General features: G+C 68.7%; 26 protein-coding genes and 3 pseudogenes. 17 read left to right on the top strand and 12 right to left on the bottom strand.

Features of this window, described 5'->3' with window-relative positions:
- Positions 1 to 208: 208 nt before the first annotated feature.
- The 3 genes and pseudogenes from ASJ79_RS23075 to ASJ79_RS23070 form a co-directional block, all read right to left on the bottom strand.
- On the bottom strand, positions 209 to 2,029 hold the full coding sequence (locus ASJ79_RS23075) for a peptidoglycan D,D-transpeptidase FtsI family protein (RefSeq protein WP_369803746.1): 1,821 nt from the start codon (positions 2,027 to 2,029) through the stop codon (positions 209 to 211).
- Positions 2,030 to 2,145: 116 nt separating this feature from the next.
- Positions 2,146 to 2,649, bottom strand: a pseudogene (locus ASJ79_RS34385) (hypothetical protein); the annotation flags it as partial.
- Positions 2,573 to 3,397: pseudogene (locus ASJ79_RS23070) on the bottom strand (inositol monophosphatase family protein); the annotation flags it as partial. The pseudogenes ASJ79_RS23070 and ASJ79_RS34385, both read right to left, overlap by 77 nt.
- A 151-nt stretch (positions 3,398 to 3,548) precedes the next feature.
- On the opposite strand from ASJ79_RS23070, the gene ppgK reads away from it, so the two are divergent.
- The 3 genes from ppgK (at position 3,549) to ASJ79_RS23055 (ending at position 7,199) form a co-directional block, all read left to right on the top strand.
- Positions 3,549 to 4,367, top strand: a complete 819-nt coding sequence (ppgK, locus tag ASJ79_RS23065; protein WP_067960404.1) for a polyphosphate--glucose phosphotransferase — start codon at positions 3,549 to 3,551, stop codon at positions 4,365 to 4,367.
- Between the two features lie 238 nt (positions 4,368 to 4,605).
- Positions 4,606 to 6,054, top strand: coding sequence for an RNA polymerase sigma factor (locus tag ASJ79_RS23060; protein WP_067960416.1), 1,449 nt, complete (start codon positions 4,606 to 4,608; stop codon positions 6,052 to 6,054).
- Positions 6,055 to 6,110: 56 nt separating this feature from the next.
- The gene (locus tag ASJ79_RS23055; protein ID WP_067960402.1) at positions 6,111 to 7,199 is read left to right on the top strand and encodes a methyltransferase; all 1,089 of its coding nucleotides are present in this window, start codon (positions 6,111 to 6,113) and stop codon (positions 7,197 to 7,199) included.
- 40 nt (positions 7,200 to 7,239) lie between these two features.
- Here the strand turns inward: ASJ79_RS23055 and ASJ79_RS23050 are convergent, their stop codons facing one another.
- Both ASJ79_RS23050 and ASJ79_RS23045 read right to left on the bottom strand, forming a co-directional pair.
- Positions 7,240 to 8,022: a hypothetical protein gene (locus ASJ79_RS23050; protein WP_067960399.1), complete on the bottom strand. Its 783-nt coding sequence runs from the start codon at positions 8,020 to 8,022 to the stop codon at positions 7,240 to 7,242.
- A 95-nt stretch (positions 8,023 to 8,117) separates the two neighbouring features.
- Entirely contained in the window at positions 8,118 to 8,483 is a 366-nt protein-coding gene (locus tag ASJ79_RS23045) for a DUF952 domain-containing protein (protein WP_067960395.1), read from the bottom strand.
- A 133-nt stretch (positions 8,484 to 8,616) separates the two neighbouring features.
- Here ASJ79_RS23045 and ASJ79_RS23040 point away from each other — a divergent pair, with 133 nt between their 5' ends.
- Positions 8,617 to 8,808, top strand: a complete 192-nt coding sequence (locus ASJ79_RS23040; protein WP_067960391.1) for a hypothetical protein — start codon at positions 8,617 to 8,619, stop codon at positions 8,806 to 8,808.
- A gap of 27 nt (positions 8,809 to 8,835) precedes the next feature.
- Positions 8,836 to 9,879 carry a YihY/virulence factor BrkB family protein gene (locus ASJ79_RS23035; RefSeq protein WP_082754007.1) on the top strand — a complete coding sequence of 348 codons (1,044 nt, stop codon included), beginning with the start codon at positions 8,836 to 8,838 and terminating at the stop codon, positions 9,877 to 9,879.
- On the opposite strand, the gene ASJ79_RS23030 is transcribed toward ASJ79_RS23035, so the two are convergent.
- A complete protein-coding gene (locus ASJ79_RS23030; RefSeq protein WP_067960388.1) occupies positions 9,869 to 10,105 on the bottom strand; it encodes a DUF3039 domain-containing protein in 237 nt (78 codons plus the stop codon). The genes ASJ79_RS23035 and ASJ79_RS23030 overlap by 11 nt on opposite strands.
- Positions 10,106 to 10,193: 88 nt before the next feature.
- Here ASJ79_RS23030 and ASJ79_RS23025 point away from each other — a divergent pair, with 88 nt between their 5' ends.
- From ASJ79_RS23025 to ASJ79_RS23015, 3 genes are all read left to right on the top strand, one after another.
- Positions 10,194 to 10,610, top strand: coding sequence for a DUF3099 domain-containing protein (locus tag ASJ79_RS23025; protein ID WP_231750989.1), 417 nt, complete (start codon positions 10,194 to 10,196; stop codon positions 10,608 to 10,610).
- 147 nt (positions 10,611 to 10,757) lie between these two features.
- Positions 10,758 to 11,717, top strand: coding sequence for a sigma-70 family RNA polymerase sigma factor (locus ASJ79_RS23020; RefSeq protein ID WP_067960383.1), 960 nt, complete (start codon positions 10,758 to 10,760; stop codon positions 11,715 to 11,717).
- 162 nt (positions 11,718 to 11,879) lie between these two features.
- Entirely contained in the window at positions 11,880 to 12,569 is a 690-nt protein-coding gene (locus ASJ79_RS23015; protein ID WP_067960380.1) for a metal-dependent transcriptional regulator, read from the top strand.
- A 1-nt stretch (position 12,570) separates the two neighbouring features.
- Here ASJ79_RS23015 and ASJ79_RS23010 read toward each other — a convergent pair whose 3' ends face one another.
- Positions 12,571 to 13,620, bottom strand: coding sequence for a DUF4192 domain-containing protein (locus tag ASJ79_RS23010; RefSeq protein ID WP_067960377.1), 1,050 nt, complete (start codon positions 13,618 to 13,620; stop codon positions 12,571 to 12,573).
- Between the two features lie 178 nt (positions 13,621 to 13,798).
- Here ASJ79_RS23010 and sthA point away from each other — a divergent pair, with 178 nt between their 5' ends.
- The 4 genes from sthA to ASJ79_RS22990 all read left to right on the top strand — a co-directional run bounded on the left by sthA (position 13,799) and on the right by ASJ79_RS22990 (position 18,179).
- Positions 13,799 to 15,205, top strand: a complete 1,407-nt coding sequence (gene sthA / locus ASJ79_RS23005; protein ID WP_156448592.1) for a Si-specific NAD(P)(+) transhydrogenase — start codon at positions 13,799 to 13,801, stop codon at positions 15,203 to 15,205.
- A 199-nt stretch (positions 15,206 to 15,404) separates the two neighbouring features.
- Complete coding sequence (locus ASJ79_RS23000; protein WP_067960372.1) at positions 15,405 to 16,394, top strand: proteasome assembly chaperone family protein; 990 nt, start codon at positions 15,405 to 15,407, stop codon at positions 16,392 to 16,394.
- Positions 16,395 to 16,435: 41 nt separating this feature from the next.
- Complete coding sequence (locus ASJ79_RS22995; RefSeq protein WP_067960411.1) at positions 16,436 to 17,458, top strand: alpha/beta fold hydrolase; 1,023 nt, start codon at positions 16,436 to 16,438, stop codon at positions 17,456 to 17,458.
- 34 nt (positions 17,459 to 17,492) lie between these two features.
- Positions 17,493 to 18,179: a PhzF family phenazine biosynthesis protein gene (locus ASJ79_RS22990; protein ID WP_067960369.1), complete on the top strand. Its 687-nt coding sequence runs from the start codon at positions 17,493 to 17,495 to the stop codon at positions 18,177 to 18,179.
- A 7-nt stretch (positions 18,180 to 18,186) separates the two neighbouring features.
- Here ASJ79_RS22990 and nrdR read toward each other — a convergent pair whose 3' ends face one another.
- Together nrdR and ASJ79_RS22980 are read right to left on the bottom strand one after the other, a co-directional pair.
- On the bottom strand, positions 18,187 to 18,651 hold the full coding sequence (gene nrdR / locus ASJ79_RS22985; RefSeq protein ID WP_067960366.1) for a transcriptional regulator NrdR: 465 nt from the start codon (positions 18,649 to 18,651) through the stop codon (positions 18,187 to 18,189).
- Between the two features lie 160 nt (positions 18,652 to 18,811).
- Positions 18,812 to 19,282: a LysM peptidoglycan-binding domain-containing protein gene (locus tag ASJ79_RS22980; protein ID WP_067960363.1), complete on the bottom strand. Its 471-nt coding sequence runs from the start codon at positions 19,280 to 19,282 to the stop codon at positions 18,812 to 18,814.
- A gap of 211 nt (positions 19,283 to 19,493) precedes the next feature.
- On the opposite strand from ASJ79_RS22980, the gene lexA reads away from it, so the two are divergent.
- Positions 19,494 to 20,183, top strand: a complete 690-nt coding sequence (gene lexA / locus ASJ79_RS22975; RefSeq protein WP_067960359.1) for a transcriptional repressor LexA — start codon at positions 19,494 to 19,496, stop codon at positions 20,181 to 20,183.
- A gap of 154 nt (positions 20,184 to 20,337) precedes the next feature.
- Here lexA and ASJ79_RS22970 read toward each other — a convergent pair.
- Positions 20,338 to 21,135 (bottom strand): annotated as a pseudogene (locus ASJ79_RS22970) (ABC transporter ATP-binding protein); the annotation flags it as partial.
- Positions 21,136 to 21,234: 99 nt separating this feature from the next.
- Entirely contained in the window at positions 21,235 to 21,762 is a 528-nt protein-coding gene (locus ASJ79_RS22965) for a general stress protein (protein WP_067960357.1), read from the bottom strand.
- Between the two features lie 123 nt (positions 21,763 to 21,885).
- Between ASJ79_RS22965 and ASJ79_RS22960 the strand changes: the two genes are divergently transcribed.
- Complete coding sequence (locus ASJ79_RS22960) at positions 21,886 to 22,539, top strand: DUF4190 domain-containing protein (protein WP_067960354.1); 654 nt, start codon at positions 21,886 to 21,888, stop codon at positions 22,537 to 22,539.
- 8 nt (positions 22,540 to 22,547) lie between these two features.
- Here the strand turns inward: ASJ79_RS22960 and ASJ79_RS22955 are convergent, their stop codons facing one another.
- The gene (locus ASJ79_RS22955) at positions 22,548 to 23,504 is read right to left on the bottom strand and encodes a CoA ester lyase (protein ID WP_067960350.1); all 957 of its coding nucleotides are present in this window, start codon (positions 23,502 to 23,504) and stop codon (positions 22,548 to 22,550) included.
- Between the two features lie 26 nt (positions 23,505 to 23,530).
- Here ASJ79_RS22955 and ASJ79_RS22950 point away from each other — a divergent pair, with 26 nt between their 5' ends.
- The 3 genes from ASJ79_RS22950 to ASJ79_RS22940 all read left to right on the top strand — a co-directional run.
- A complete protein-coding gene (locus ASJ79_RS22950) occupies positions 23,531 to 24,826 on the top strand; it encodes a magnesium transporter MgtE N-terminal domain-containing protein (RefSeq protein ID WP_067960346.1) in 1,296 nt (431 codons plus the stop codon).
- A complete protein-coding gene (locus ASJ79_RS22945) occupies positions 24,823 to 25,365 on the top strand; it encodes a DUF1003 domain-containing protein (RefSeq protein WP_067960342.1) in 543 nt (180 codons plus the stop codon). The genes ASJ79_RS22950 and ASJ79_RS22945 overlap by 4 nt, the downstream gene beginning before the upstream one ends.
- Positions 25,366 to 25,453: 88 nt before the next feature.
- The coding region (locus ASJ79_RS22940) for a lytic transglycosylase domain-containing protein (protein ID WP_156448591.1) at positions 25,454 to 26,713 on the top strand (1,260 nt) is incomplete at its 3' end.

The raw sequence follows: 26,713 nt of genomic DNA, 5'->3' as shown, positions 1-26,713 counted from the left end.
GCGGCAGGCGTGCGCGGGGCTGCGGGACGTCGCGCCGGCGGGCCCGGTGTGGGTCGCCACCGACGGTTCGGTGCGGGGCAAGATCACCGGCTACGGGTGGCTCGCGTCCACCGGTGAGTACGGGTTGGCTGGGGCGCAGGTTCATGGCCATGACACAGTACCGATCTCACCGGGCGGGATTCGCATTCGCGCCGGTCGACGCCGGATGTCAGCCAGCCTGCAACGTGAGCGGCGCGCCCGGGTCCGCGGACAGCGGCACGTTCTCGCGCTGCAGCAGCCAGGACGCGATGTTGTGGAACAGCGGCGCGGCCGACGAGCCGGGCGTCCCGTCGGCGGCGCGGTGCGGGGCGTCCAGCATGACGCCGATGACGTACCGCGGGTCGTCGGCGGGGGCCATGCCCGCGAAGGTGATCCAGTAGACGTCGTCGTAGTAGCACCCGCAGGCGGGGTTGATCTGCTGGGCGGTGCCGGTCTTGCCGGCGATCTGGTAACCCTCGACGGCGGCCTGCGGGCCGGTGCCCTGCTGGACGCCGCGGGGATCGCGCTGCACCACCGACCGGAACATGTCTCGCACGGTGCGCGCCGTCTCGGCCGACACCACCCGGACGCCCTCCGGGCGCGGCTCCTCGGTCGTTGTGCCGTCCGGCGCCACGGTGTTCTTGATGATGCGCGGCGGGACCCGCAACCCGTCGTTGGCGATGGTCTGGTAGATGCCCGTCATCTGCAGCAGCGTCATCGAAAGCCCCTGCCCGATGGGCAGGTTGGAGAAGGTGCTGCCCGACCACTGGTCGATCGGCGGCACCAGACCGGCGCTCTCGCCGGGTAACCCGACGCCGGTGCGCTGCCCGAGCCCGAACAGGTCCAGCATCTCGGCGAACCGCTCCGGCCCGAGGCGCTGGGCCAGCATCAGCGTGCCGACGTTGGAGGACTTCCCGAACACCCCCGTCGTGGTGTACGGCATCACGCCGTGCTCCCACGCGTCGCGGACCGTGACCCCGCCCATGTTGATCGACCCGGGCACCTGCAGGACCTCGTCGGGAGTGGTCAACCCGTTCTCGATCACCGCGGCCGCGGTGATCATCTTGTTCACCGAGCCCGGCTCGAACGGCGAGGACACCGGCAGGTTGCCCAGCTGCCGGTGCTGCTGACGGCTCAGATCCTGGGCCGGGTTGAATGTGTTGTCGTTCGACATCGCCAGCACCTCACCGGTTTTCGCGTCGAGCACGACGGCCGAGGCGTTCTTGGCGCCGGAGGCGTCCTTGGCGAGCTGCACCTGCTGCTGCACGTGGAACTGGATGTCGTCGTCGATGGTGAGCGTGACCGTCGACCCGTTGACCGCGTCATGGCGGTTGCGGTAGCTGCCGGGAATCACCACACCGTCGGACCCGCGGTCGTAGGTCACCGACCCGTCGGTGCCCGCGAGCACCGCGTCCAGCGAATCCTCCAGCCCCAGCAGACCGTGCCCGTCCCAGTCGATGCCACCGATGATGTTGGCGGCCAGCACCCCGCCGGGGTACTGACGCAGATCCTGGCGTTCGGCACCGACCTCGGGGAATTCGGTGGTGATCGCATCGGCGATGGCCGGGTCGACCGCCCGGGCCAGATACACGAACGTCTCGTTGCTGCGCAGCTTCTTCAGCACCGTCGCGGTGTCGGGCTTGTTGCCCAGCCGCGAGGACACCTCGGCGGCGATCTCCCGCAGCCGGGCGTCCGGGTCGGGCGCCTCCGACGACTCCAGCTCCGCGTTCTTGGCGAACGCCTCCTCGAGCTGCTTGCGCACCTTGACCGGCTGGAACGTCAGCGCTTTGGCCTCGGTCGTGAAAGCCAGCTTGTCGCCGTTACGGTCGACGATCGAGCCGCGCACCGCCGGGTCGATGTCGGTGACCTTGAGCTGACCCGCCGCCTCGGCGCGCAGCCCTTCGGCACGCGGCACCTGCAGGGTGAACAACTGCGCCGCGGCGACCACCAGCAGCAGGAAGATCACCGCGTTGCCGGTGCGGTGCCTGAACACGAAAGACGCGCTGCGCAAACCGTTTTGAGGCGCGGCCTGGCGGGTGCGCCGGGACCGGGCGGACCGTTCGCGGTTCGGCGCCTTGGCGAGCGCCTTCTCGGGTGCCGCCCCGCGGCCGCGGCGCTTGTCGCCACTCACGCCGGCGCCCCGGGCACAGCCACGGGCGCGATCTGCTCGGGAACCGGAACCGCGGCAGGGCCGGCCGGATCACCCGGCGGCAGGTGCGGCGACCCGGCATCCAGCGGTCCCACCGGCCCGGGAGCCGGCAGCTGGCCCGAAACAGCGTGCGGCACCTCGCCATTCGGGGCCACCAGGGGAACCACCGGCGGTGTCGTCGCCGACGGCAACCGGACTGGGACCTCGCGGGGTTCCACGACCCGCGGCGCCGGTGGCGCAGGCGGGGCCGGTTCGGGCAGCGGTGCGTTCAGCGGCGGTGGCGGAACCCCTTCGGCCGGCTTGGGCGTTCCGACGACGACCCAGTTCCCGGCCGGGTCCTGCACCAGATGTGCGGTGTCCCGCGACGGGATCATCCCCAGGTTGCGGGCGGCCTCGGCCAGGGCCGGCGCGGCCTGTGCCTGCAGCACGTCGCGCTCGAGAGCTTCCTTCTGTTGCATCAGCGCCCGATTCACCTCGCGCGCCCGCCTCGGCGGCGATCAGCGCGGCGGCCGCCCAGTCCCACAGGTGCACGCCTTCTTCGTAGTACGCGTCGAGCCGGCCCTCGGCGACCATGCACAGATCCAGCGCACACGAACCCAGCCGCCTCAGGTCACGCACCTCCGGGAGCAGCCTGGCCACGATGTCGCCCTGCCGGCGCCGCTGCTCGCGGTCGTAGGAGAAGCCCGTGCCGACCAGCGCCATCGGAAGCTCCGCCACCGCGGTGCACCGCAAGGCGGTCATGACCCCGTCTCGCCGCACGGCCGCCCCGCGCCCGAGCGCCGCCGAGTACACCGATCCGGCGGCCACATCGGCCACCGCGCCGGCCACCGACACGCCGTCGCGCCGCACGCCCACCGACACCGCGTAGGCGGGAAGCCCGTACAGGAAGTTGACCGTGCCGTCGATCGGGTCGAGCACCCACGTCAGCCGGCCGTCGGCGGCGTCGACCGCGCCGCCCTCCTCTTCGCCGAGAACCGCGTCACCCGGCCGCAGCACGGCGAGGCGGTCGCGCAGCAGCCGTTCGGTCTCGGTGTCGACCACGGTGACCGGGTCGGTGGGAGTGCTCTTCGCCCGTATCGCGGGCGGTGCCCCGTCGGGCGCCGCGCCGGGGCCGAACACCTCGGGGCGTCGCCTCCGGACGAACTCGGCGGCTTCAGACGCCAGCCGCTCGGCCACCACACGCAGGCGCTCGGGATCGCTGTCGATGTTCACCCGCCCATCGCAGCACACCGCGACGGCCCGCACCGGGCGCGGTGGACGTGCGACTGGCCCGCATCGCAATTGGGGAGCCGATAGGGTGTCTACGCGCCCCGGCCATCCGACGGCGCAGCCCGGCCGCGTCGAAGAGCACCGGTGCCACGACCTGCGCAGAGGAGCCCGCATGACAGCCGACGCGTCATCCCCGTCATCACCTGCCGCCCCCGGATCCGACTCGGGCTCGTCGCGGCGCGGATTCGGCATCGACGTCGGCGGCAGCGGTGTCAAGGGCGGAATCGTCGACCTGGACACCGGCCGGCTGATCGGCGACCGCTTCAAGTTGGCCACCCCGCAACCGGCCACGCCCGACGCGGTCGTCGAGACCATCGCCGAGGTCGTCGCGCACTTCGGCTGGGACGGCCCGCTGGGGGTGACCTATCCCGGCGTCGTGGCCGACGGCATCGTGCGCACGGCGGCCAACGTGGACAAGGGCTGGATCGGGCTCAACGCCCAGGAGGTGATCGGCGCCGCGCTCGACGGCCAGCCGGTGACCGTGCTCAACGACGCCGACGCCGCCGGACTCGCCGAGGAGAAGTTCGGCGCCGGCCGTGACAACACCGGCGTCATCGTGCTGCTGACGTTCGGCACCGGAATCGGGTCGGCCGTCATCCACAACGGAGTCCTGCTGCCCAACACCGAGTTCGGGCACCTCGAGGTCGGCGGCAAGGAGGCCGAGCACCGGGCCGCCAGCTCGGTCAAGGAGCGCAAGGCCTGGACTTACGAGCGGTGGACCAAAGAGGTCACCAGGGTGCTCGTGGCCATCGAGAACGCGATCTGGCCGGACCTGTTCATCGCCGGCGGGGGGATCAGCCGGAAAGCCGACAAGTGGATCCCGCTGCTGGAGAACCGCACGCCGGTGGTGGCCGCCGCACTGCAGAACACCGCGGGCATCGTCGGCGCCGCGATGGCCTCGGAATTCGACGTCACCGCTACGGGTAAGTAACGTTGAACCGCAGCGGCGAACAACGGAAGACCGGACGCGCGCAGGCGTCGATTTCGCCGCTGCGCACAGCCTCGACCCACACTGTCGTTACAATGGTCAACGGCGGCCGCCACTGAACAGCAGCGGAGTATCCCACTGTGAGATGACGCTGTGAGATCGACGCCGACATTCCACATAGCCGACACATTTCGGTGGCGCACCTGTGCGCGCCGGAAACCCGCAGACCGAAAGGGTGTACGTGGCAGCGACCAAGGCAAGCGCGGCAACCGACGAGCCGGTGAAGCGCACCGCCGCCAAGGCTCCCGCGAAGAAGGCGCCCGTGAAGAAGGCCGCCAAGAGCGCGCCGGCGAAGGCCGCCAAGCGCGCCGCCAAGTCCGGCGACGCGCCCGCGACGCGGGGCCGCGCCAAGAAGGCCACCTCCCCCGAGACCGTCGATGACGATCTCGCCGTAGACGACGTCGACACCGCCGACGATCTCGACGCCGAGCCCGGCGACGACCTGGTGGTCGAGGACACCGTCGACATCGAACTCGACGACATCGAGGTCGACGACGACGCCTCCGGCGACGACGACGCCGATGACGAGGACGCCGACGAGGAGACCGCCGAAGGCGCCGCACCGAAGCCGGCCGGCAAGGCCGCCAAGGACGGCGACGACGACGCCATCGCCGAGCCGTCCGAGAAGGACAAGGCCTCCGGCGACTTCGTCTGGGACGAGGAGGAGTCCGAGGCCCTGCGGCAGGCCCGTAAGGACGCCGAGCTCACCGCCTCGGCCGACTCGGTGCGCGCCTACCTCAAGCAGATCGGCAAGGTCGCGCTGCTGAACGCCGAGGAGGAGGTCGAACTCGCCAAGCGCATCGAGGCCGGCCTGTACGCCACGCAGCTGATGGCCGAGCTCGCCGAGAAGGGCGAGAAGCTCACCACCGCGCAGCGCCGCGACATGATGTGGATCTGCCGCGACGGCGACCGCGCGAAAAACCATCTGCTGGAGGCGAACCTGCGTCTGGTGGTGTCGCTGGCCAAGCGCTACACCGGCCGTGGCATGGCGTTCCTGGACCTGATCCAGGAGGGCAACCTCGGCCTGATCCGCGCGGTCGAGAAGTTCGACTACACCAAGGGCTACAAGTTCTCCACCTACGCCACCTGGTGGATCCGTCAGGCCATCACCCGCGCGATGGCCGACCAGGCCCGCACCATCCGTATCCCGGTGCACATGGTCGAGGTCATCAACAAGCTGGGCCGTATCCAGCGCGAGCTGCTGCAGGACCTGGGCCGCGAGCCCACGCCCGAAGAGCTGGCCAAGGAGATGGACATCACGCCGGAGAAGGTGCTGGAGATCCAGCAGTACGCGCGTGAGCCGATCTCGCTGGACCAGACCATCGGCGACGAAGGCGACAGCCAGCTCGGCGACTTCATCGAGGACTCCGAGGCCGTGGTGGCCGTGGACGCTGTGTCGTTCACGCTGCTGCAGGATCAGCTGCAGTCGGTGCTGGAGACGCTCTCCGAGCGCGAGGCCGGCGTGGTCCGGCTGCGGTTCGGGCTGACCGACGGTCAGCCGCGCACCCTCGACGAGATCGGCCAGGTCTACGGCGTGACCCGGGAGCGCATCCGCCAGATCGAGTCCAAGACGATGAGCAAGCTGCGCCATCCCAGCCGTTCGCAGGTGCTGCGCGACTACCTCGACTGACCGGCTGCCCGTCCTGCTCAAGAATTAATTAAGGCCGCGGCCCTAGCGTCGCCGGCATGAGATCAACGCTGACGACGCAGGGCGCGGCGCTCGCCGCCGTCACCAGACTGCGCGGCGTGCTTGACCGGTTGCACCAGGCGACCGTGCCCGGTCATGTCGCCCTGCTCGAACTCGGGCTGGGGTCCTGGTTCACCGCGGCACTGTATGCCGCGGTGCGGCTCGGCATCGCCGACCAGTTGTCCGAGGGCCCGTTACGCGCCGAGGACGTGGCCGCGCGGGCCGGCACCGATCCGCGCGCCACCTACCGGCTGATGCGCGCACTGGCCGGCCGGTCGGTGCTCAGACTGCGCCGCGACGGCACGTTCGCGCTGACCCGGTTGGGTCGCACGCTGCGGTCCGACCATCCGGAGTCGATGGCGCCGATGATCGCGTTCGTCGGCAGTCGCCGCCACTGGGAGCACTGGGCAGAGCTGCCGTATTCGGTGCGGACGGGGCGCACCTCGGTCGAGAAACTGCGCGGCTGCGGGATCTTCGAATACCTCGAGACCGACCCCGAGTTCGCCCAACTGTTCAACAACGCCATGACCGGTGGGTCCCGGGCCGTCATCGACAACGCGATCCCCGCATACGACTTCCGGGCACGCAGGCTCATCGTCGACGTCGGCGGCGGCCAGGGCGGATTACTCGCGGCGATCCTGCACCGGGCACCGGAAGCCCACGGCATCCTGTTCGACCGTCCGTCCGTGGTCGCCGGCGCCGCGTCGGTCCTCGGACCGGCGGGGGTGGCGGGACGGTGCCGGGTCGAGGGCGGGTCGTTCTTCGACGCCGTCCCGGCCGGCGGGGACACCTATGTACTCAAGGCGATCATCCACGACTGGGACGACCCGGAGTCGGTGTCGATCCTGCGCAACGTGCGGACGGCCATCGCCGAGGACGGCCGGGTGCTGCTGTTCGAGATGGTGCTGCCGGAGCGCGCGGACGCACATCTGGGCTTCCTGGTCGACCTGGAGATGCTGGTCAGCGCCGGAGGCCGCGAACGGACAGCTGCTGAATACTCGAAACTGTTGTCCGAGGCGGGATTCCGGATGACCCGGGTGATCCCGACCGCCAGCCCGCTGTCGATCGTGGAAGCCGTTCCGGCCTGACCGGGGTGGCGATCCCGGTCGGTCCGGGCGGCGGGGCGCGTCAGCGCTTGCGGTCGCGCACCTTGTAGGTCGAGGGCCACGATTCGCGGGTCTCGTCGCCGACGAGCGGCACCCCCTTGGAGCCGATCCGGACGTCGTAGGCCTCCTTGCCGGCGCCGGCCTCCCGGTTGGCGTGCTCGGTCGCCAGGTACATCAGCTGGTCGATCTCCGCCTCGGCGAAGGCGACGAACGTCGTCTTGCGCACGATCTCGTCCTCGGGCGGGGTCATGCGGTCGGGCAGCAGTCGCGTCAGCAGCGCCGCGACCCCGAGCAGCGAGAACGGCACCACCCAGTAGCACACGAAGGACAGCGGCGTCCGGGTGTCGAGGATGGTCGCGTCGCCCTGCACCAACGGCGGGATCGCCGAGGACACCGTCATGCCACCGAAGGCCGCGATCCACACCCACGTCAGCACCGCGGTGATGCGGGCGAACGGCTCGCTCTCGATCACCTGCTTGGGCTGGCCCACGACGGCGAAGTCCCGGACGAAAGGGCGCCCCACCAGTGCGCTGATCAGCGCGACGAGAAAGATGCCGGCATTGCTCAACGGCTGCAGCCACTGCTCCATGAACTCCTGGCTCGTCACGAACGTCACCACCGCCAACACCAGAAAGGTTGCCACAGCGCCGATTTCGAGCGTGCGACCCGGCGAGCCGGTGATCCGGGCGACGACGAACGCGGCCACGGCGACAGCCAGTGCGATCAGCACCGCCGTGTGGAACGGCACGTTGCCGACGAGAACCCAGTAGACGATCCACGGTGCAAAGCCAAAGATGATGCCCACGGCGAGCAGTGTATTGAGTCACCTCCTGCCTCGGTCGGGCACCGTGTCACTTTCGGCTCACTTTGTCACGGTGGCCGCGCGCGTGGAGGCCTCGGTCAGCCCGGCAGCGGCGGGAACCGGCCGTCCGGGCCGGGACGATACTCAGTGACGCTAATCACAACCGCGACGGGCAGCGGACCGTACAAATGTGGGAACACCATGCCATCGGGATCGGTCGGAACCCCGGGTTCCCAGCGAACGGGAGAGGCGAGTCGTGCGGCATCGATGCGCAGCAGGACCATGTCGGCCCGTCCGGCGTAGAGCCGGTTGGCCGGTAGATGCACCTGCGCCGGAGACGAGAGGTGGACGAATCCCACCTCCGCCAGCGACGCGGGCTCGTGCGCACCCGCGCGTTGCGCCCGCTCCCATTCCCCGGCGCTGCACAAGTGCACGAGCACTCCGCCGTCCGATCCTGAGCTCATACCGCCACCCCTTTACTGTCGCAACACACGCACCCGTGAGACACGACACACCCGTGAACCCCCGGGGAACAAGGCCGGAACCCCACGCGTCTGACAGAGTAGAAGTACGTCGCTACCACCCCATGGAGGTGCCATGACCGCAACGCTCACCAGTCCTGGATTGACCAAGGCTGACCGCTGCGACCGTTGTGGGGCCGCGGCCCGGGTGCGGGCGAAGCTTCCCTCAGGTGCCGAGTTGTTGTTCTGCCAGCATCACGCCAACGAGCACGAGGCCAAGCTCATCGAACTCGCCGCCGTCCTCGAAGTGAGCCCCCTGGAGCCGTAGCAGCGGATCGGCAATGCTGGTCTGGTCATGAGTGACCAGTCAGAGCGGCCGGACGCGCGGCTCGCACAGCAAGCGGAACCACGACGGGTCAAACCCGAAAGGGCCAAACCCCAGCGCCATCACATCCGGCACATCACGCTCCGGACGTTGGGCAAGAGTTGGGATGACTCGATCTTCTCGGAGTCGGCTCAGGCCGCTTTCTGGTGCGCGCTGTCGTTACCGCCGCTGCTGCTGGGCATGCTCGGCAGCCTGGCCTACATCGCGCCGCTGTTCGGCCCTGACACACTCGCGACCATCCAGGGCCAGCTGATCAGCGTCGCCGGGAAGTTCTTCTCCCCCAACGTCGTCAGCGAGATCATCGAGCCGACGGTGCGCGACATCGTCCGGGGCGCTCGCGGCGAGGTGGTGTCACTCGGTTTCGTGATCTCATTGTGGGCGGGGTCGTCCGCCATCTCGGCGTTCGTCGACTCCATCACCGAGGCACACGATCAGACACCGCTGCGCCACCCGGTCCGGCAACGGTTCTACGCGCTCGGGCTCTACGTCGTGATGCTGCTCGGCGCGATCGTGACGGCACCGTTCCTGGCGCTGGGCCCGCGCAAGGTCGCCGAGTTCATCCCCGACAGCTGGGACAGCGTGCTCGGCTTCGCCTACTTCCCGGTGCTGTTTCTGGCCCTGGTGGTGTCGGTGAACCTGCTCTACCGGGTGTCGCTGCCCAAACCGCTGCCGTCGCACCGGCTCGTGCTGGGTTCGGTGCTGGCCACATCGGTGTTCCTGATCGCCACCTGGGGACTACGCCTGTATCTGACGTGGATCACCAGCACCGGATACACCTACGGCGCGTTGGCCACCCCGATCGCGTTCCTGTTGTTCGCGTTCTTCCTCGGTTTCGCGATCATGATCGGCGCCGAACTCAACGCCGCGATCGAAGAGGAGTTCCCGGCGCCGGACACCCACGCGAACCGCATCCGCGGATGGCTGGGCTCCAAAGCCGAGGCGCGCACCGCCGGCGCCCGATCCTCCCCCGCCGCCGAGACGTCGGTGGCCGACGGCGACGCCGCTACTTCTTGAGCTGCTCGTAGATCCGCTTGCAGTCAGGGCACACCGGCGAGCCGGGCTTGGCCGAACGCGTCACCGGGAACACCTCGCCGCACAGCGCGACGACATGCGTGCCCATCACGGCGCTCTCGGCGATCTTGTCCTTCTTGACGTAGTGGAAGAACTTCGGGGTGTCGTCGTCCGTCCCGTCGTCGACGCGTTCGTCGGTATCGGTGCGTTCGATCGTCTGGGTGTCCATGCCCCCATTCTGCCTGGCCATCGAACGCCGGGAAATGCGATGGGTGTAGCGGGGCCCAGATGTGGAACAGTGGAGGTATGAACGCCGGATTGAGCATCGTGATCCCGTGCGTGACTCGGAGCTGAGTTTCGACGACGAAGGCCGCCCGGTACTGATCACCCGGGCCGCCCCCGCCTACGAGGAACAACACCGCCAGCGCGTGCGCAAGTACCTGACGCTGATGTCCTTCCGGGTGCCCGCGCTGATCCTGGCCGCCGTCGCGTACGGCGTCTGGCACAACGGGCTGATCTCGCTGGCGATCCTGGTGGTGTCGATCCCGCTGCCGTGGATGGCGGTTCTGATCGCCAACGACCGGCCGCCCCGCAAGGCCGAGGAGCCCCGCCGCTACGACGTGCCGCGACGGATCCCGCTGTTTCCCACCGCCGAGCGTCCGGCAATCGAAGGTGCGCCCCGCCACGCGTCGCAACAAGACACCGGCGATTCCCGCGGCGATGTTCCTGGCTGAGCGCTTTCCGGCGCCATTCTCAGCACATTCTCAGGTCGCCGTCCAATAACCGCAGATCAGAAGGTGTGAAGCATCGGGAACGCGGGAACTCCTTGCTGGCTTGGGGCGTTGTAGCTCATGAAAGTTCCACCCGATCAGGAGGCCGCCATGGCAAATGCCACCTTCAGCCGCATCGACCAGGATCTGGACGCTCAGAGCCCAGCCGCCGACTTGGTGCGGGTCTACCTGAACGGCATCGGCAAGACCGCGTTGCTCAACGCCGCCGATGAGGTGGAGCTGGCCAAGCGGATCGAGGCGGGTCTGTACGCGCAGCACCTGCTCGACACGCGGAAGCGGCTGGGCGACAACCGAAAGCGTGATCTTGCTGCCGTCGTGCGCGACGGTGAGGCGGCGCGGCGGCATCTGCTCGAAGCCAACCTGCGCCTGGTGGTGTCGCTGGCCAAGCGCTACACCGGGCGCGGCATGCCGCTGCTCGACCTCATCCAGGAGGGCAACCTCGGGCTGATCCGCGCGATGGAGAAGTTCGACTACGCCAAGGGATTCAAGTTCTCGACCTACGCCACGTGGTGGATCCGCCAGGCGATCACCCGCGGCATGGCCGATCAGAGCCGCACCATCCGCCTGCCCGTCCACCTCGTCGAGCAGGTCAACAAGCTCGCCCGCATCAAGCGGGAGATGCATCAGAACCTCGGTCGCGAGGCCACCGACGAAGAACTGGCCGCAGAGTCCGGCATCCCGGTCGAGAAGATCACCGACCTGCTGGAGCACAGCCGCGATCCGGTGAGCCTGGACATGCCGGTGGGCAGCGACGAGGAGGCGCCGCTCGGTGACTTCATCGAGGACGCCGAGGCGATGTCGGCGGAGAACGCCGTCATCTCCGAGCTGCTGCACACCGACATCCGGTATGTGCTCGCCACGCTCGACGAGCGCGAGCAGCAGGTGATCCGGTTGCGCTTCGGGCTCGACGACGGACAGCCCCGCACGCTCGACCAGATCGGCAAGCTTTTCGGTCTGTCCCGCGAGCGGGTGCGTCAGATCGAGCGTGAGGTGATGGCCAAGCTGCGCAACGGTGAGCGCGCCGACCGCCTCCGGTCCTACGCCAGCTGACCCACCGCTTCGTTCCGCAAACCAACCCCCCGCGAAGGCCCGTCGGAGATTCCGGCGGGCCTTCTGCCGCACGGGGGCTCGGCGGTGTGTCCCGTGTCGCTTGAGGAAGCACCGCTTTCGGCCGGTGCGGCCGGTAGACTCGCTCCGAACGGAGGATGTGCGATGAACGATCTGATTGATACCACCGAGATGTATCTGCGGACGATCTACGACCTCGAGGAAGAGGGCGTGATCCCGCTGCGCGCGCGCATCGCCGAGCGTCTCGATCAGAGCGGCCCGACCGTCAGCCAGACCGTCTCCCGGATGGAGCGCGACGGGTTGCTGCACGTCGCGGGCGACCGCCATCTGGAGCTGACCGAAAAGGGGCGCGCCCTCGCGGTCGCCGTGATGCGCAAGCACCGTCTCGCCGAGCGTCTTCTCGTCGACGTGATCGGCCTGCCGTGGGAGGAAGTGCACGCCGAGGCCTGCCGTTGGGAGCACGTGATGAGCGTGGATGTCGAACGCCGGCTCGTTCAGGTGCTCAACAACCCCACCACGTCTCCGTTCGGCAACCCGATCCCGGGACTGTCGGAGCTGGGTGTCGGCGACGAGATCAGCGAGAGCTTCGCCCTGGTCCGGCTGACCGAACTGCCCGCGGGTATGCCGGTGGCCGTGGTCGTCCGGCAGCTGACCGAGCACGTCCAGGGCGACGTCGATTTGATCGCCCGCCTCAAGGACGCCGGCGTCGTGCCGAACGCCCGCGTCACCGTCGAGGTCAACGACCACGGCGGGGTCATGATCGTCATCCCCGGCCACGAGCAGGTCGAGTTGCCGCACGAGATGGCGCACGCCGTCAAGGTCGAGAAGGTCTGACCTAACCCGCTCTGCGGCCGAACAGCCGCCGCGGTGGCAGGCGCACCCCGAGCTCCCGGGCCAACCGGTATCCGGTCGTGGCGAGCTCGCGGATCTGTTCCGGACGCATCCCGGACTGCAGCGCCTGGTCCAACATCCCGGCCATCCGGTGCGCGGGCTCTGCCCGCAGCGCCTGATCCAGCGAGATGCCTGCCAACGGGCCGTCACCGCGCGCATAGGCCGAGAAGGCAAGCAGCACCAGGGCCTCGACCCGCCACGGATCGGGCAGGCACCGCGCCAGCTCGGCCCAGAGCGCCTCGGCGGCGCCCGCGCCGTCCCCCACAGCCAGCGCGTAGAGGGTGTCGCGTACCCGGGTGTCGGTCATCGACCACGCCAACCGCACCCGGTCCGCGTCGGCGAGCGGGCGGTCACCGTTGATCCGGTCGAGGCACGCCAACGCGTGCTCGATGTCCGCCCGCGCCTGTGCAGCCGGCCGGGACGTCCCCGGGGAACCCGCGCCTTCGATCGCCCGGCCCAGCGCCTCGGTGCGTGCCGGGTCCGCGGTGGCGACCACGGCGACGAGTTCCTCCCGCCGCCGGTACAGGCGGCGACCGTCGAGCACCGCGGCGACCGCCGTCGGCGACGCGGTCGGATCCTCGACGAGACCGGAGTTGCCGCAGCCGTCGGCGCAGTACCAGCGCGCCCCCGCAGCGATCTCGGCGACGACGTGGACAGCGAGCAACTCGACGCCGTGCACATCCAGTTCCTCGGCCAGTTCGGCCGCCAGCCTGCGGTGCTCATCGGCGCACATCGGGCACGTCGCGCCCTCGTCGTCGACGATCACCCCCACCGCGGCGTCGGCACCGGAGGCCACGGCCAACTCGGCCAACCGACACAGCTGATCCGGAGGCGGGTCCGACAGGTCGGCCCGCAGCACCGCGCCCAGCTCTTCATCGGCGATGGTCATCAGGACCAGGGACTTCACCGGTATGAAACCGAGGACGGCGGGCAGCGCCGCGATGAGGGCGCCGGGGCGGTCGAGCGACGGGTCGGGGCGAGGTGTTGAGGCCATGTGGCCAACTTCGCAACCGCCGCCGACGCCGATCGGTCGAAGACGCCGCAGCGACACCCAACTGTGGATGAAATCGGATCTGGGGATGACGACCCGCGACCGCCCGGGCAGGCGGCCGTTGCTGTCGTCGACATGCGAGGTGGGGGCAACCGGCGTAGACCTTGTTGCCATGGCTTCGATGCTGGAGTACGACCTTGTCGTCATCGGTTCCGGTCCCGGCGGGCAGAAGGCTGCCATCGCCGCGGCGAAACTCGGCAAGTCGGTCGCCGTCGTGGAACGCGGGCGCATGCTCGGCGGCGTCTGCGTGAACACCGGCACCATTCCGTCGAAGACGTTGCGCGAGGCGGTGGTCTACCTCACCGGGATGAGTCAGCGCGAACTCTACGGCGCCAGCTACCGGGTCAAAGAGAAGATCACGCCGGCGGATCTGCTGGCCCGCACCAGCCACGTCATCACCAAGGAACAGGACGTGGTGCGTTCGCAACTGATGCGCAACCGCGTGGACCTGATCCAGGGCCACGGCCGATTCCTCGACCCGCACACCGTGCTCGTCGAGGAGCCGCACCGCGGCGAACGCACAACGGTGACCGGTGAATTCCTCGTCATCGCCACCGGCACCAAGCCGGCCCGCCCGGCCGGCGTGGAATTCGACGAGAACCGGGTATTGGATTCCGACGGCATCCTGGACCTCAAGTCGCTGCCCACGTCGATGGTGGTCGTCGGCGCAGGCGTGATCGGCATCGAGTACGCGTCGATGTTCGCCGCGCTCGGCACCAAGGTGACTGTCGTCGAGAAACGCGACAACATGCTCGATTTCTGCGACCCGGAGATCATCGAATCGCTGAAGTTCCACTTGCGCGACCTCGCGGTGACATTCCGGTTCGGTGAGGAGGTCACCGCTGTCGATGTCGGGTCGGCGGGCACGGTCACCACGCTGGCCAGCGGCAAGCAGATCCCCGCGGAAACGGTGATGTACTCGGCGGGCCGTCAAGGGCAGACCGACCACCTCGACCTCGGCAACGCAGGGCTGGAAGCCGACGACCGCGGCCGGATCTTCGTCGGCGAGAACTACCAGACAAAGGTCGACCACATCTACGCCGTCGGCGATGTCATCGGTTTCCCGGCGCTGGCCGCGACGTCGATGGACCAGGGCAGGCTGGCCGCTTACCACGCCTTCGGCGAGCCGAGCCACGCCATGACCGGACTGCAGCCGATCGGCATCTACTCCATCCCCGAGGTGTCCTACGTCGGCGCCACCGAAGTCGAGCTGACCAAGAACTCGATCCCCTACGAGGTTGGGGTGTCGCGCTATCGGGAGCTCGCCCGCGGCCAGATCGCAGGCGATTCGTACGGCATGCTCAAGCTGCTGGTGTCCACCGACGATCTCCGGCTGCTGGGCGTGCACATCTTCGGAACCAGCGCGACCGAGATGGTGCACATCGGTCAGGCGGTGATGGGTTGCGGCGGCACCATCGAATACCTGGTGAACGCGGTCTTCAACTACCCGACGTTCTCGGAGGCCTACAAGGTCGCCGCGCTGGACGTGATGAACAAGCTGCGCGCCCTCAACCACTTCCGGTCCTGACGGCGTGCCCGCGTCAGCAGCCGTCACCGGCGGGTAGATCGCGGTCACCGTCGCGGAATGTCACATCGGCGTGTGCACGTTCGAACAACTGGGTGACGCCATGTGGCCCCGCGTCGCATTGCCGAACACGTGCGAGACACTTGTTGTTCACGGTTCACCCGCACCACCAGTTGTGAGTACCGAGGCGAGGAGGCGAGAGATGGCTGACGACGCGCACGACCCCGGCCAGCAGTACCAGCCGGAGCAGACGGGAATGTACGAGCTCGAGTTCCCGTCTCCGCAGCTGTCCTCACCCGACGGCCGCGGCCCCGTGCTGATCCACGCGCTGGAAGGTTTCTCGGATGCCGGACACGCGATCCGGCTGTCCGTCCAGCATCTCAAGGACACCCTCGACACCGAGCTGGTGGCCTCCTTCGCGATCGACGAGCTGCTCGACTACCGGTCCCGCCGGCCGCTGATGACCTTCAAGACCGACCACTTCACCCAGTACGACGAACCGGAACTGAATCTGTACGCGCTGCACGACAGCGTCGGCACACCGTTCCTGCTGCTGGCCGGACTGGAGCCCGACCTGCGGTGGGAACGGTTCATCACCGCGGTGCGGCTGCTGTCCGACCGGCTCGGTGTACGCCGGGTGATCGGGCTGGGCTCCATCCCGATGGCGGTGCCGCACACCCGGCCGATGACCCTGACGGCGCACTCCAACGACAAGGAGCTGATCGCCGACCACCAGCCGTGGATCGGTGAGGTCCAGGTGCCCGGCAGCGCATCCAACCTGTTGGAGTTCCGGATGTCCCAGCACGGCTACGAAGTGGTGGGATTCACCGTGCACGTCCCGCATTACCTCGCGCAGACCGACTATCCGTCGGCGGCCGAGACGCTGCTCTCCGAGGTGGCCAGAAACGGTTCGCTGCAGATCCCCACCGCGAAACTGACCCAGGCCGCGGCCGAGGTGTTCGACAAGATCAACGAACAGGTCGCCGCCAGCGCCGAGGTCGCTCAAGTGGTGGAGGCCCTGGAGCGCCAGTACGATGCCTTCGTCGCCGCTCAGGAGAACCGGTCCCTGCTGGCGCGCGACGAGGATCTGCCCAGCGGTGAGGAACTCGGCGCCGAATTCGAGAGGTTCCTCGCCGAACAGGCCGGTGAGAAGAAGCGGAAGGACAGGGACGACCCCAGGGACGGCCTGTAGCTCCGCGGGCTGACAGCCGTCCCGACGACGAAGTGGGCGACATGACCGAACGCAAGCCGCACTTGCGCCCCGTGCGTGAGATCACCCCGACTCTCAAGTTCTGCACGATCCACGGCTACCGGCGGGCCTTCCGCGTGGCGGGATCAGGCCCGGCGATCCTGTTGATCCACGGCATCGGTGACAACTCGACCACCTGGAGCACCGTGCAGACCCAGTTGGCGCAGCGGTTCACCGTGATCGCTCCGGATCTGCTGGGGCACGGCAAGTCGGACAAGCCACGGGCCGACTACTCGGTCGCCGCATACGCCAACGGCATGCGCGACCTGCTCAGCGTCCTCGACATCGACAGCGTCACCGTGATCGGCCATTCCCTCGGGGGCGGTGTCGCGATGCAGTTCGCCTACCAGTTCCCGCAGTTGGTCAACCGCCTCATCCTGGTCGGCGCCGGTGGCGTCACCAAGGACGTCAACATCGCGTTGCGGATCGCCTCGATGCCGCTGGGCAGTGAAGCGCTGGCGCTGCTGCGCCTGCCGCTCGTGTTGCCCGCCCTGCAGGCGTTCGGCCGCCTCAGTGGCACCGTCCTCGGTGCCACCGGCGTCGGCCGCGACATCCCCGACATGCTGCGCATCCTGGCCGACCTGCCCGAACCGACCGCGTCCTCGGCATTCGCCCGCACGCTACGCGCGGTGGTCGACTGGCGCGGCCAGGTGGTGACCATGCTCGACCGCTGTTACCTGACGCAATCGGTTCCCGTGCAACTGATCTGGGGTGACCTCGACGCCGTCATCCCGGTCAGCCACGCGGAGATGGCGCACGCCGCCATGCCGGGGTCCCGGCTTGAGATCTTCCACGGCTCAGGCCACTTCCCGTTCCACGACGACCCGGACCGCTTCGTGGAGGTCGTGGAGAAGTTCATCGACTCGACCGAGCCTGCGGTATACGACCAGGAGTACCTGCGCGGCCTGCTTCGCTCCGGCATCAACGAGGGCACCATCTCCGGTCCGGTCGACACGCGTGTCGCAGTGCTCGACGCGATGGGCGCCGACGAACGCTCCGCAACCTGACCGGCCGGCCGTGCCGACGACGTAGCATCGGCCCATGGCCATCGACGTGACAGTGCTGCGCGTATTCACCGACGAGGACGGAAATTTCGGCAACCCGCTCGGCGTGGTCGACGCCGCTACGGTGAGCGCGGCCGACCGCCAGCGCATCGCCACCGAATTGGGATACAGCGAAACGATTTTCGTTTCCCTACCGCGCGAGGGCACGCACAGCGCCCAGGCCCACATCCACACTCCCACCACCGAATTGCCGTTCGCGGGGCACCCGACGGTCGGGGCGTCGTGGTGGTTGAAGAGCCGGGGCATGCCGATCAAGACGCTGCAGGTCCCGGCGGGCGTCGTCCAGGTCACCTACAGCGACGAACTGACCGCGGTCAGCGCCCGCGCGCAGTGGGCACCGGTGTTCTCCATCTACGACGTGGCCTCGGTCGACGAGCTCACCGCCGCCGACCCGGACGACTACGCCGACGAGTCCGAGCATTACCTGTGGACCTGGCTGGACGAGCCCTCGGGCACCATTCGGTCCCGGATGTTCGCACCGCACCTGGGCATCCGCGAGGACGAGGCCACCGGCGCGGCCGCGGTGCGGATCACCGAGTACCTCAGCCGCGACCTGACCATCGTCCAGGGCCAGGGCTCGGTGATCCAGACGAAGTGGAGCCCTGAGGGCTGGGTGCAGATCGCCGGACGCGTGGTCGACGACGGGCAGCGCCGACTCGACTGACAGCGCTTCAGCCCTGTGTGGCGACCCCGCGATGGGCCCGCAGCGCCTGGATCTCGCGCTCGAAATCTTCGGCCGACGAGAACGAGCGGTACACCGACGCGAACCTGAGATAGGCGACTTCGTCGAGTTCGCGCAGCGGCCCGAGGATCGCCAGCCCCACCTCGTGGCTGGGCACCTCCGGCGAACCGGTGGCCCGGACCGCATCCTCGACCTGCTGAGCGAGGTGGTTCAGCGCATCATCGTCGACCTGACGGCCCTGGCAGGAACGCCGCACCCCGCGGATGACCTTCTCCCGGCTGAACGGTTCGGTCACACCACTGCGCTTGACCACCGCGAGCACCGCGGTCTCCACCGTGGTGAACCTACGCCCGCATTCAGGGCAGGACCGACGCCTGCGGATCGCCTGGCCCTCGTCGGTCTCGCGGGAATCCACGACCCGGGAATCGGGATGCCGGCAGAACGGACAGTGCATCACCGCTCCTTCGCCGCTCCGACAGTCAACCGCTTCGAACGTCTTTGAGCGTACCTGCGTGACCCACGGGCGGCCCACCGCCGGACCCAGTGCCGCATACCTCATCCGACCCGTCCTCAGAAAGCTTGGGCAGCACTGCCGTTCGGTTCGCCCTGCGAGGTCAGGCGACGGGCGCGATAAGCGTCTGGCCCGCATCCAGCGCGGCCGATTCCAGTTTGTTCAGCTCGCGGATGCGAGCGACCACGTCGGCGACCGGGGCGCCCGGCGCCACCCGATGCGCGACCTGCTGCAGCGATTCACCGCTCTGCACCTGGACCACGGCGAGCCGTCCGGGGATCTCGGGGGCGCCGCCGACGAGCCCGCCGAACTGACCGACCAGGCCGAGCCACAGCGTGATCGCGCCTGCGACCAGCGCCAACAACACCGTCGTCGCCGGCGTGATCGGGCGGCGCCGGTGCGGCGCCCGCGACATCAGCACACCGGTCCCCCGGTGACGCACCGGGGCACCACCGGGCCGCCTCGACGGCGACCGCCGGACCGGGGTCACCGGGCGCACTCGTCCGCCGCCGACCTGCAGACGCGGCGCGCGTTCGAACTGGTTCCATGCCGCACGGTCGTCGAGAATGGTCATCTGCTCGCCTTTCGGTCCGATACTGTTCGCTCTTGTGTTCGAATGTTAGTCGATCAGGTGTTCGATTGATAGAACACGTGATCGAACTGTTGCGAACGCTAACCGACCCCTCTGACAGAAACCGTCGCCCGACCGGGCGCACCCCCGACCCGCGCGACACGCCTCGAACACATGTTTGATTATCGGCGCGGACCGGGCTACATTCGGGCACATGAGCGACGACAGCAGTGAGAGCACCGGTGCCGGCCGCGGCCGCGATTCCGGCCTGACCGAGCGTCAGCGGACGATCCTCGACGTCATCCGCGCATCGGTGACCAGCCGCGGTTACCCGCCCAGCATCAGGGAGATCGGCGACGCGGTAGGGCTCACGTCCACGTCGTCGGTCGCCCACCAACTGCGCACACTGGAGCGCAAGGGGTACCTGCGCCGCGATCCCAACCGGCCGCGCGCCGTCGACGTCCGCGGGGTGGACGACAACGCCGCGCCGGTGGTCGGGACCGACGTCGCCGGGTCGGATTCGCTGCCCGAGCCCACGTTCGTGCCGGTGCTCGGCCGTATCGCGGCAGGTGGGCCGATTCTGGCCGAGGAAGCCGTCGAGGACGTCTTCCCGCTACCCCGCGAACTCGTCGGTGAGGGGTCGCTGTTCCTGCTCAAGGTCGTCGGCGAATCCATGATCGACGCGGCGATCTGTGACGGCGACTGGGTCGTGGTCAGGCAGCAGAATGTCGCGGACAACGGCGACATCGTCGCGGCGATGATCGACGGAGAGGCCACCGTCAAGACGTTCAAGCGGACCCGCGGTCAGGTCTGGCTGATGCCGCACAACCCGGCGTTCGATCCCATTCCGGGCAACGACGCCGTGGTGCTCGGCAAGGTCGTCACGGTCATCCGCAAGGTCTGACGGGACCCGGCACGGTCTATTCGCCGCGGACGAAGCCGTTCGTACGGGCGATCTCCTCGGTGGCAAACCAGATCTCGACGGGTGCCTCGTGGTAGTCGGCACTGTCGGGCGTCCAGTACCGACCGGACTTGGTGTCAGCCTTGATCGGGTAGCCCTCAGGCACCTCGCCGGGGTCGTCGAACGGCATGTGCAGCGCGGTGCCGAGCTCGGTCAGCGCCGCGGGAAAGAAGTTCATCGCCGGGGAGCCGATGAAGCCGGCCACGAAAAGGTTGACGGGACGCCGGTACAGCTCGTCCGGTGAGCCGATCTGCTGCACGACACCCCCGAGCATCACCACCACACGGTCGCCGAGCGTCATCGCCTCGGTCTGGTCGTGGGTGACGTACACCGTCGTCGTCCCGAGCCGCTTCTGCAGCCGCGCGATCTCGGTGCGCATCTGGACGCGCAGCTTCGCGTCGAGGTTGGACAACGGCTCGTCCATCAGGAATGCCTTCGGGTTTCGCACGATGGCGCGGCCCATCGCGACCCGCTGGCGCTGCCCACCGGAAAGCTGGCTCGGCTTACGGTCCAACAGCTCGGTCAGGCCAAGGGTTTTCGCGGTCTGCTCCACCTGCTGCGCGATCTCGTTCTTGTCCAGCTTGGCCAATGTCAGCGGGAACCCGATGTTCTGGCGCACCGTCATGTGCGGGTAGAGCGCGAAGGACTGGAACACCATCGCGATGTCACGGTCCTTGACCGACCGCTCGTTGACCCGCTCACCGTCGATGCGCAGCTCGCCGGACGTGATCTCCTCCAGCCCGGCGATCATGTTGAGCGTGGTGGACTTGCCGCAACCCGACGGCCCGACCAGGATGACGAACTCGCCGTCGGCGATCGTGATCGACAGGTCCTTGACCGCCGCCGTACCGTCGGGGTAACTCTTGGTCACCCCGTCCAAAACGATCTCAGCCATCGAGCTCCCTTTCACCGCACGCCCGCGGGGCAAAACTAGGGCCAAAGCCTCGCGATGTGCAACATCGTCACCGCAGGCCGACGCGGGGAAGCGGACGGGTTAGATGGTCAAGCGCGCGAGCAGATCCCGGCCACGTTCGGCGTTCTGCGGATCACAGAGCACGTCGTAGCGCCCGGCCACCAGCTGCATCGTCGAGCTGAAATCTCTTGTGCCGCGTGCCATCGCATACGGGATCGCCGAGGTGATCAGACCGAAGAAGACACCTGCGATCAGACCGGTGATGAGCGCACTCCACGGATTCGGGCTGAAGAAACCCAGAATCAGGCCAATGAACAGACCCAGCCAGGCACCGGTGAGCACGCCACCACCGAGCACCTTCGGCCACGACAGCCTTCCGGTGACGCGCTCGACCTGCATCAGGTCGACGCCCACGATGGTGACCTGCTGAACGGGGAACTGCTGATCCGACAGGTAATCCACCGCGCGCTGCGCCTCGGCGTAGGTGGGATACGAGCCGATCGGCCACCCCTTGGGCGGCGTCGGAAGGCTTACCGGGCGACGTCCGGCGTCCGGGCCACCGGGTGATGCCGCAGCGGGATTGCGTCCTGGCTGAAACGGGCTGGTCATCAGTTCTCACTCCTTCGCTACACCCATGCAACGCTAGTCCCTTGATCAACGCGCGGCATAGCCTCAAGGTGCCCGCAGCCGCCCTCACCTCGGGTTTCCTGCAGTTAGGCTAGGTTGATCAGCATGACAAATTCGGACAACGACGCAGGCCGCAGCGAATCGTCCGATTCCGCCGCAGGTGGGTCTGAGCCGTCTTCGGCCGGTTACGAAGCGCCTCCCATCGAAGAGAGTCAGAGTTCCCAGCCGCCGGACTACACCCCGCCGCCGGCCTACAACCCGCCGCCGCCGGGCTACGACCAGCCTCCGACGTACACACCGACGGCCGGGTACCCGCCGTCGGGAGGTTTCCCGCCGCCGGACTACCCCCCGCCGCCGGCCGGCTATCCCCCGCCCTACCCCGACGCCGGATCGCCTCCGCCGTACCCGAATCCCGGCTACGGCGCGCCGGGCTACGGCGGTGCGCCGTACCCGCCGCCCTACGGCACCATGCCCGGCGGATATCCGCCCGCCGGAGGGTGGACCGGCGCCGACTACGGCTATGGCGCGCCTGCGCCGCAGGGCACCAACTCCATGGCGATCGGCTCGCTGGTCGCCTCGTGCGTCGGCCTGTTCTGCTGTGTGGGCTCGATCCTCGGCATCGTGCTCGGCATCGTGGCGATGAACCAGATCAAGCAGACCCACCAGGACGGGCACGGCCTGGCCATCGCGGGCATCGTCGTCGGTGTCGTGACGCTGCTGATCAGCGGAATCACCACACTGGCCATCATGGGGTCCTGAGCCCGGTCTCAGCTCGGCGGCCTGAACCGCTCACCGGTGCGCTGCATGCCCGCCGCGCGGCCCTTGCCGGCGATCACGAGCGCCATCTTGCGGCTGGCCTCGTCGATCATCTGGTCGCCCAGCATCACCGCTCCCCGGGCTCCGCCGGCTTTCGAGGTGTGCCACTCGTAGGCCTCGAGAATGAGTTCGGCGTGATCGTAGGCCTCCTGGCGCGGGCTGAAGATCTCGTTCCCGGCGTCGATTTGGTCTGGGTGCAGCACCCACTTGCCGTCGTAACCCAGCGCGGCCGAGCGGCCCGCCACCCGCCGGAACGAGTCGACGTCGCGCACCTTCAGATACGGGCCGTCGATCGCGGCGATGCCGTTGGCCCGGGCCGCCACCAGGATCCGCATCAACACGTGGTGGTAGGCGTCGCCCTCGGCGTAACCCTCGGGCTGCTCCCCGACCTCGAGGGTCCGCATGTTCAGGCTGGCCATCAGATCGGCGGGCCCGAGCACCAGGGCCTGCACCCGCGGGGCCGACGCGATGGCATCGACGTTCGTCAAGCCCTTGGCGTCCTCGATCTGCGCCTCGATGCCGATGCGCCCCAACGGCAGACCGTGGGTGGCCTCCAACTGGCTGAGCAGCAGATCCATCGCGTGCACGTGCGATGAGTCGGTGACCTTGGGGAGCACCACGATGTCCAGCGCCGCCCCCGCCCGGGCGACCACCTCGATGATGTCCGCGTGTGTCCACGGCGTCGTCCAGTCGTTGACCCGCACGCCGCGCAGCTGCCCGCCCCACCCCGGTTCGGCCAGTGCCGCGGCGACCTGCTCGCGCGCTTGCGCTTTCGCCTCCGGTGCGACGGCGTCCTCGAGGTCGAGGAACACCTGATCGGCGGGAAGGGTCTTGGCCTTCTGGATCATCTTCGCGCTGCTGCCCGGCACGGACAGGCACGTCCGGCGGGGTCGATACCGGTTTTCCACAACAACACTCTCTACCCTTTACAACCATGGCGTCGGTCAACAGGGTCTATGCGGCACGGCTCGCGGGCATGGTCGTGCTGGGTCCCGACGGCGAATCCATCGGGCGCGTCCGCGATGTGGTGATCGGCATCAGCGTGGTCCGCCAACAGCCGCGCGTATTGGGTCTCGTCATCGAACTGCTCACCCGCAGAAGGATTTTCGTTCCGATCCTGCGCGTGACAGCCATCGAACCGGGGGCCGTCACGCTGTCGACGGGAAACGTCTCGCTGCGCCGCTTCTCACAGCGGCCCGGTGAGGTGCTGGTACTGGGGCAGGTGATCGAGACCCGTGTGCGCGTCGACGACCCGGATCTGCCGCAACTGGCCGGAGTGGACGTCGTGGTGGTCGACCTGGCGATCGAACAGACCCGCACCCGTGACTGGATGGTCACCAAGGTGGCGGTACGCCAGCAGCGCCGGCTGGGCCGCCGCAGCAACGTCTATGCCGTCGAATGGCAGAACGTGCACGGCCTGACCCCGTCCGGACTGGCGATGCCCGATCAGGGGGTGGCGCAGCTGCTCGAGCAGTTTCAGGGCCAGCGCGCCGTCGAGGTGGCCGACGCGATCCGCGAACTGCCCGACAAGCGGCGCTACGAGGTGGTCAACGCCTTCGACGACGAACGACTCGCCGACGTACTGCAGGAACTGCCGGTGGACCAGCAGGTGGCCCTGCTGCGTCAGCTCAAGACCGACCGGGCGGCCGACGTGCTGGAGGCGATGGATCCCGACGACGCCGCCGACCTGCTGGGCACGATGACGCCCGCCGACGCCGAACAGTTCCTGCGCCGGATGGACCCCGAGGACTCCGAGGACGTCCGCCGACTGCTCAGCCACTCGCCGAACACCGCGGGCGGTCTGATGACCTCCGAACCCGTGGTGCTCGCACCCGACACCACCGTCGCCGAAGCCCTCGCGCGGGTCCGGGACCCGGACCTGACCCCCGCGCTGGCGTCGTTGGTGCTCGTGGTGCGACCGCCCACCGCCACCCCGACCGGGCGCTACCTGGGGTGTGTGCACCTGCAACGTCTGCTCCGCGAACCCCCCGCCGCGCTGGTCAGCGGCATCATCGACACCGACCTGCCCACCCTGGGCCCGGAGGACTCGCTCGGCGCGGTGACGCGGTACTTCGCGGCGTACAACCTCGTGTGCGGACCCGTGGTCGACGAACAGAGCCACCTGCTCGGCGCCGTTTCCGTCGACGACGTCCTCGACCACCTGCTCCCCGACGACTGGCGTGAGCGGGAAGCCGAGGCCGTGATCGTGACCAGCGAGAAGGCGACATGAGCGAACCGTCGTCGCGTCAGCGCCTGGACGTGCCCAGGACCTCGCGCAGTCTGGCCCCCCGGCTCGACGTCGAGGCGGTGGGGCGGTTCAGCGAACGCATCGCCCGCTTCCTCGGCACCGGCCGCTACCTCGCCATCCAGACGATCGTCGTGATCGTGTGGATCCTGCTCAACCTCGGCGCCTTCGCCTGGCAGTGGGACCCGTACCCGTTCATCCTGCTCAACCTCGCCTTCTCCACCCAGGCGGCCTACGCGGCGCCGCTGATCCTGCTCGCCCAGAACCGCCAGGAGAATCGGGACCGCGTCGCGCTGGATGAGGACCGAAGGCGCGCCGAACAGACCAAGGCCGACACCGAGTTCCTGGCCCGCGAACTCGCGGCGTTACGGCTGGCCGTCGGCGAAGTCGCCACCCGCGACTACCTGCGCCGCGAACTGGAGGAGATTCGCCAGCTGATCCACGACCTGCACACCCACCCCGACGGGCGAGCCGAATCGGGCAAACAAGACGCAGGTGAGCGCCGATCCAAGAAATCCGGCTGAGACAGTGACGGCGATTGCTGTAACACCGCGGTTGCCCTATGGGTATGGTGACTTGATTCACAGGTGGTCTAACAGCTAGGACGGTCGAGTGCACATAGGGGGAGGAGCGGCCCTCGAAGCAGCGCGGCGACGAGCGGGCCAGTTCGTCCGGATGCCGGCTTTCGGCGTCGCCGCAGTACTCACACCACTCGTGCTCGCCGGCGCCGTCGGCGCGTCCGCCCCGCCGACCCACGCACCGAGCCGCGATTCCGCGGTGATGCCGATGGCCGCGGTCGGGCCGTCGGCCGAGGACCGCGCCGGCCCGTCGGTGGTCGCGATCACCAAGACCCCGACCCCGTTCCGCACCGTGGCCAGCGCGGCGTCCGCGCCGCCGCCGCCGATGGCGGTGAATGCTCCAGGGACGCTGCGGATTCCGTCGATGGCCCTGTCGGCCTACCGCAACGCCGAGACCATGATGGCAGCGGCCTTCCCGGGCTGCGGGCTGAGCTGGAACCTGCTGGCCGGCATCGGGCGGATCGAGTCGATGCACGCCTACGGCGGCGCCACCGATTCACGCGGCACCGCGGTGCGGCCCATCTACGGACCGGCGCTGGACGGCACACTGCCCGGCAACGAGGTCATCGAGTTGAGCCGGTCCGCCGACCGCGTGGTCTACGCCCGCGCCATGGGGCCGATGCAGTTCCTGCCGGGCACCTGGTCGCGGTACGCCTCCGACGGCGACGGCGACGGCAAGGCCGACGTCCAGAACCTGTTCGACGCGTCGCTGGCCGCAGCCCGCTACCTGTGCAGCGGCAACATGAACCTGCGCAATCAGTCCGACGTGATCGCGGCGATCCTGCGCTACAACAACTCGATGGCCTATGCGCAGAATGTGCTGAGCTGGGCGGCGGCCTACGCGACCGGGGTGGTGCCGGTCGACCTTCCGCCGATCACCGGCTCGGTGCCGGAGCTGAGCACCGCCGTCACCACCGACAGCCACCTCGACCGGCGTGAGGGCATCGGCCCGGGCCTGCCGCTCAATGCGACCGGCCTGCCCGCCAACGACCCGTTGGCGTTGATCCCGCTGATGAGCCGCACCGACGTGGCCAGCCAGATCAACCAGAACGTGCCCGGCTTCGTGCCTGGTCAGAGCCTCGGACCGCTGCCCGGCCCGGCGCCGCAGGCATTGCCCGAACCGGTGGCCCCGCCGCCGCCGGCGTGGGTGCCACCGTGGATTCAGAAGCCACAGCCCGAGTGCGCGGTGTTCTGCATCAAGGACCTTCCGCCCGCAGCGCCCGCCCCCGGACCCGCGCCTTCGCCGGTCATCCCGTTCACCGCGTACAGCGCGTGCGCGAAGTTCGGGCCGCCG

The organism is Mycobacterium sp. NAZ190054 (assembly GCF_001545925.1).
Lineage (GTDB): Bacteria > Actinomycetota > Actinomycetes > Mycobacteriales > Mycobacteriaceae > Mycobacterium.
This window is presented reverse-complemented; position numbering and strand designations above follow the sequence as displayed.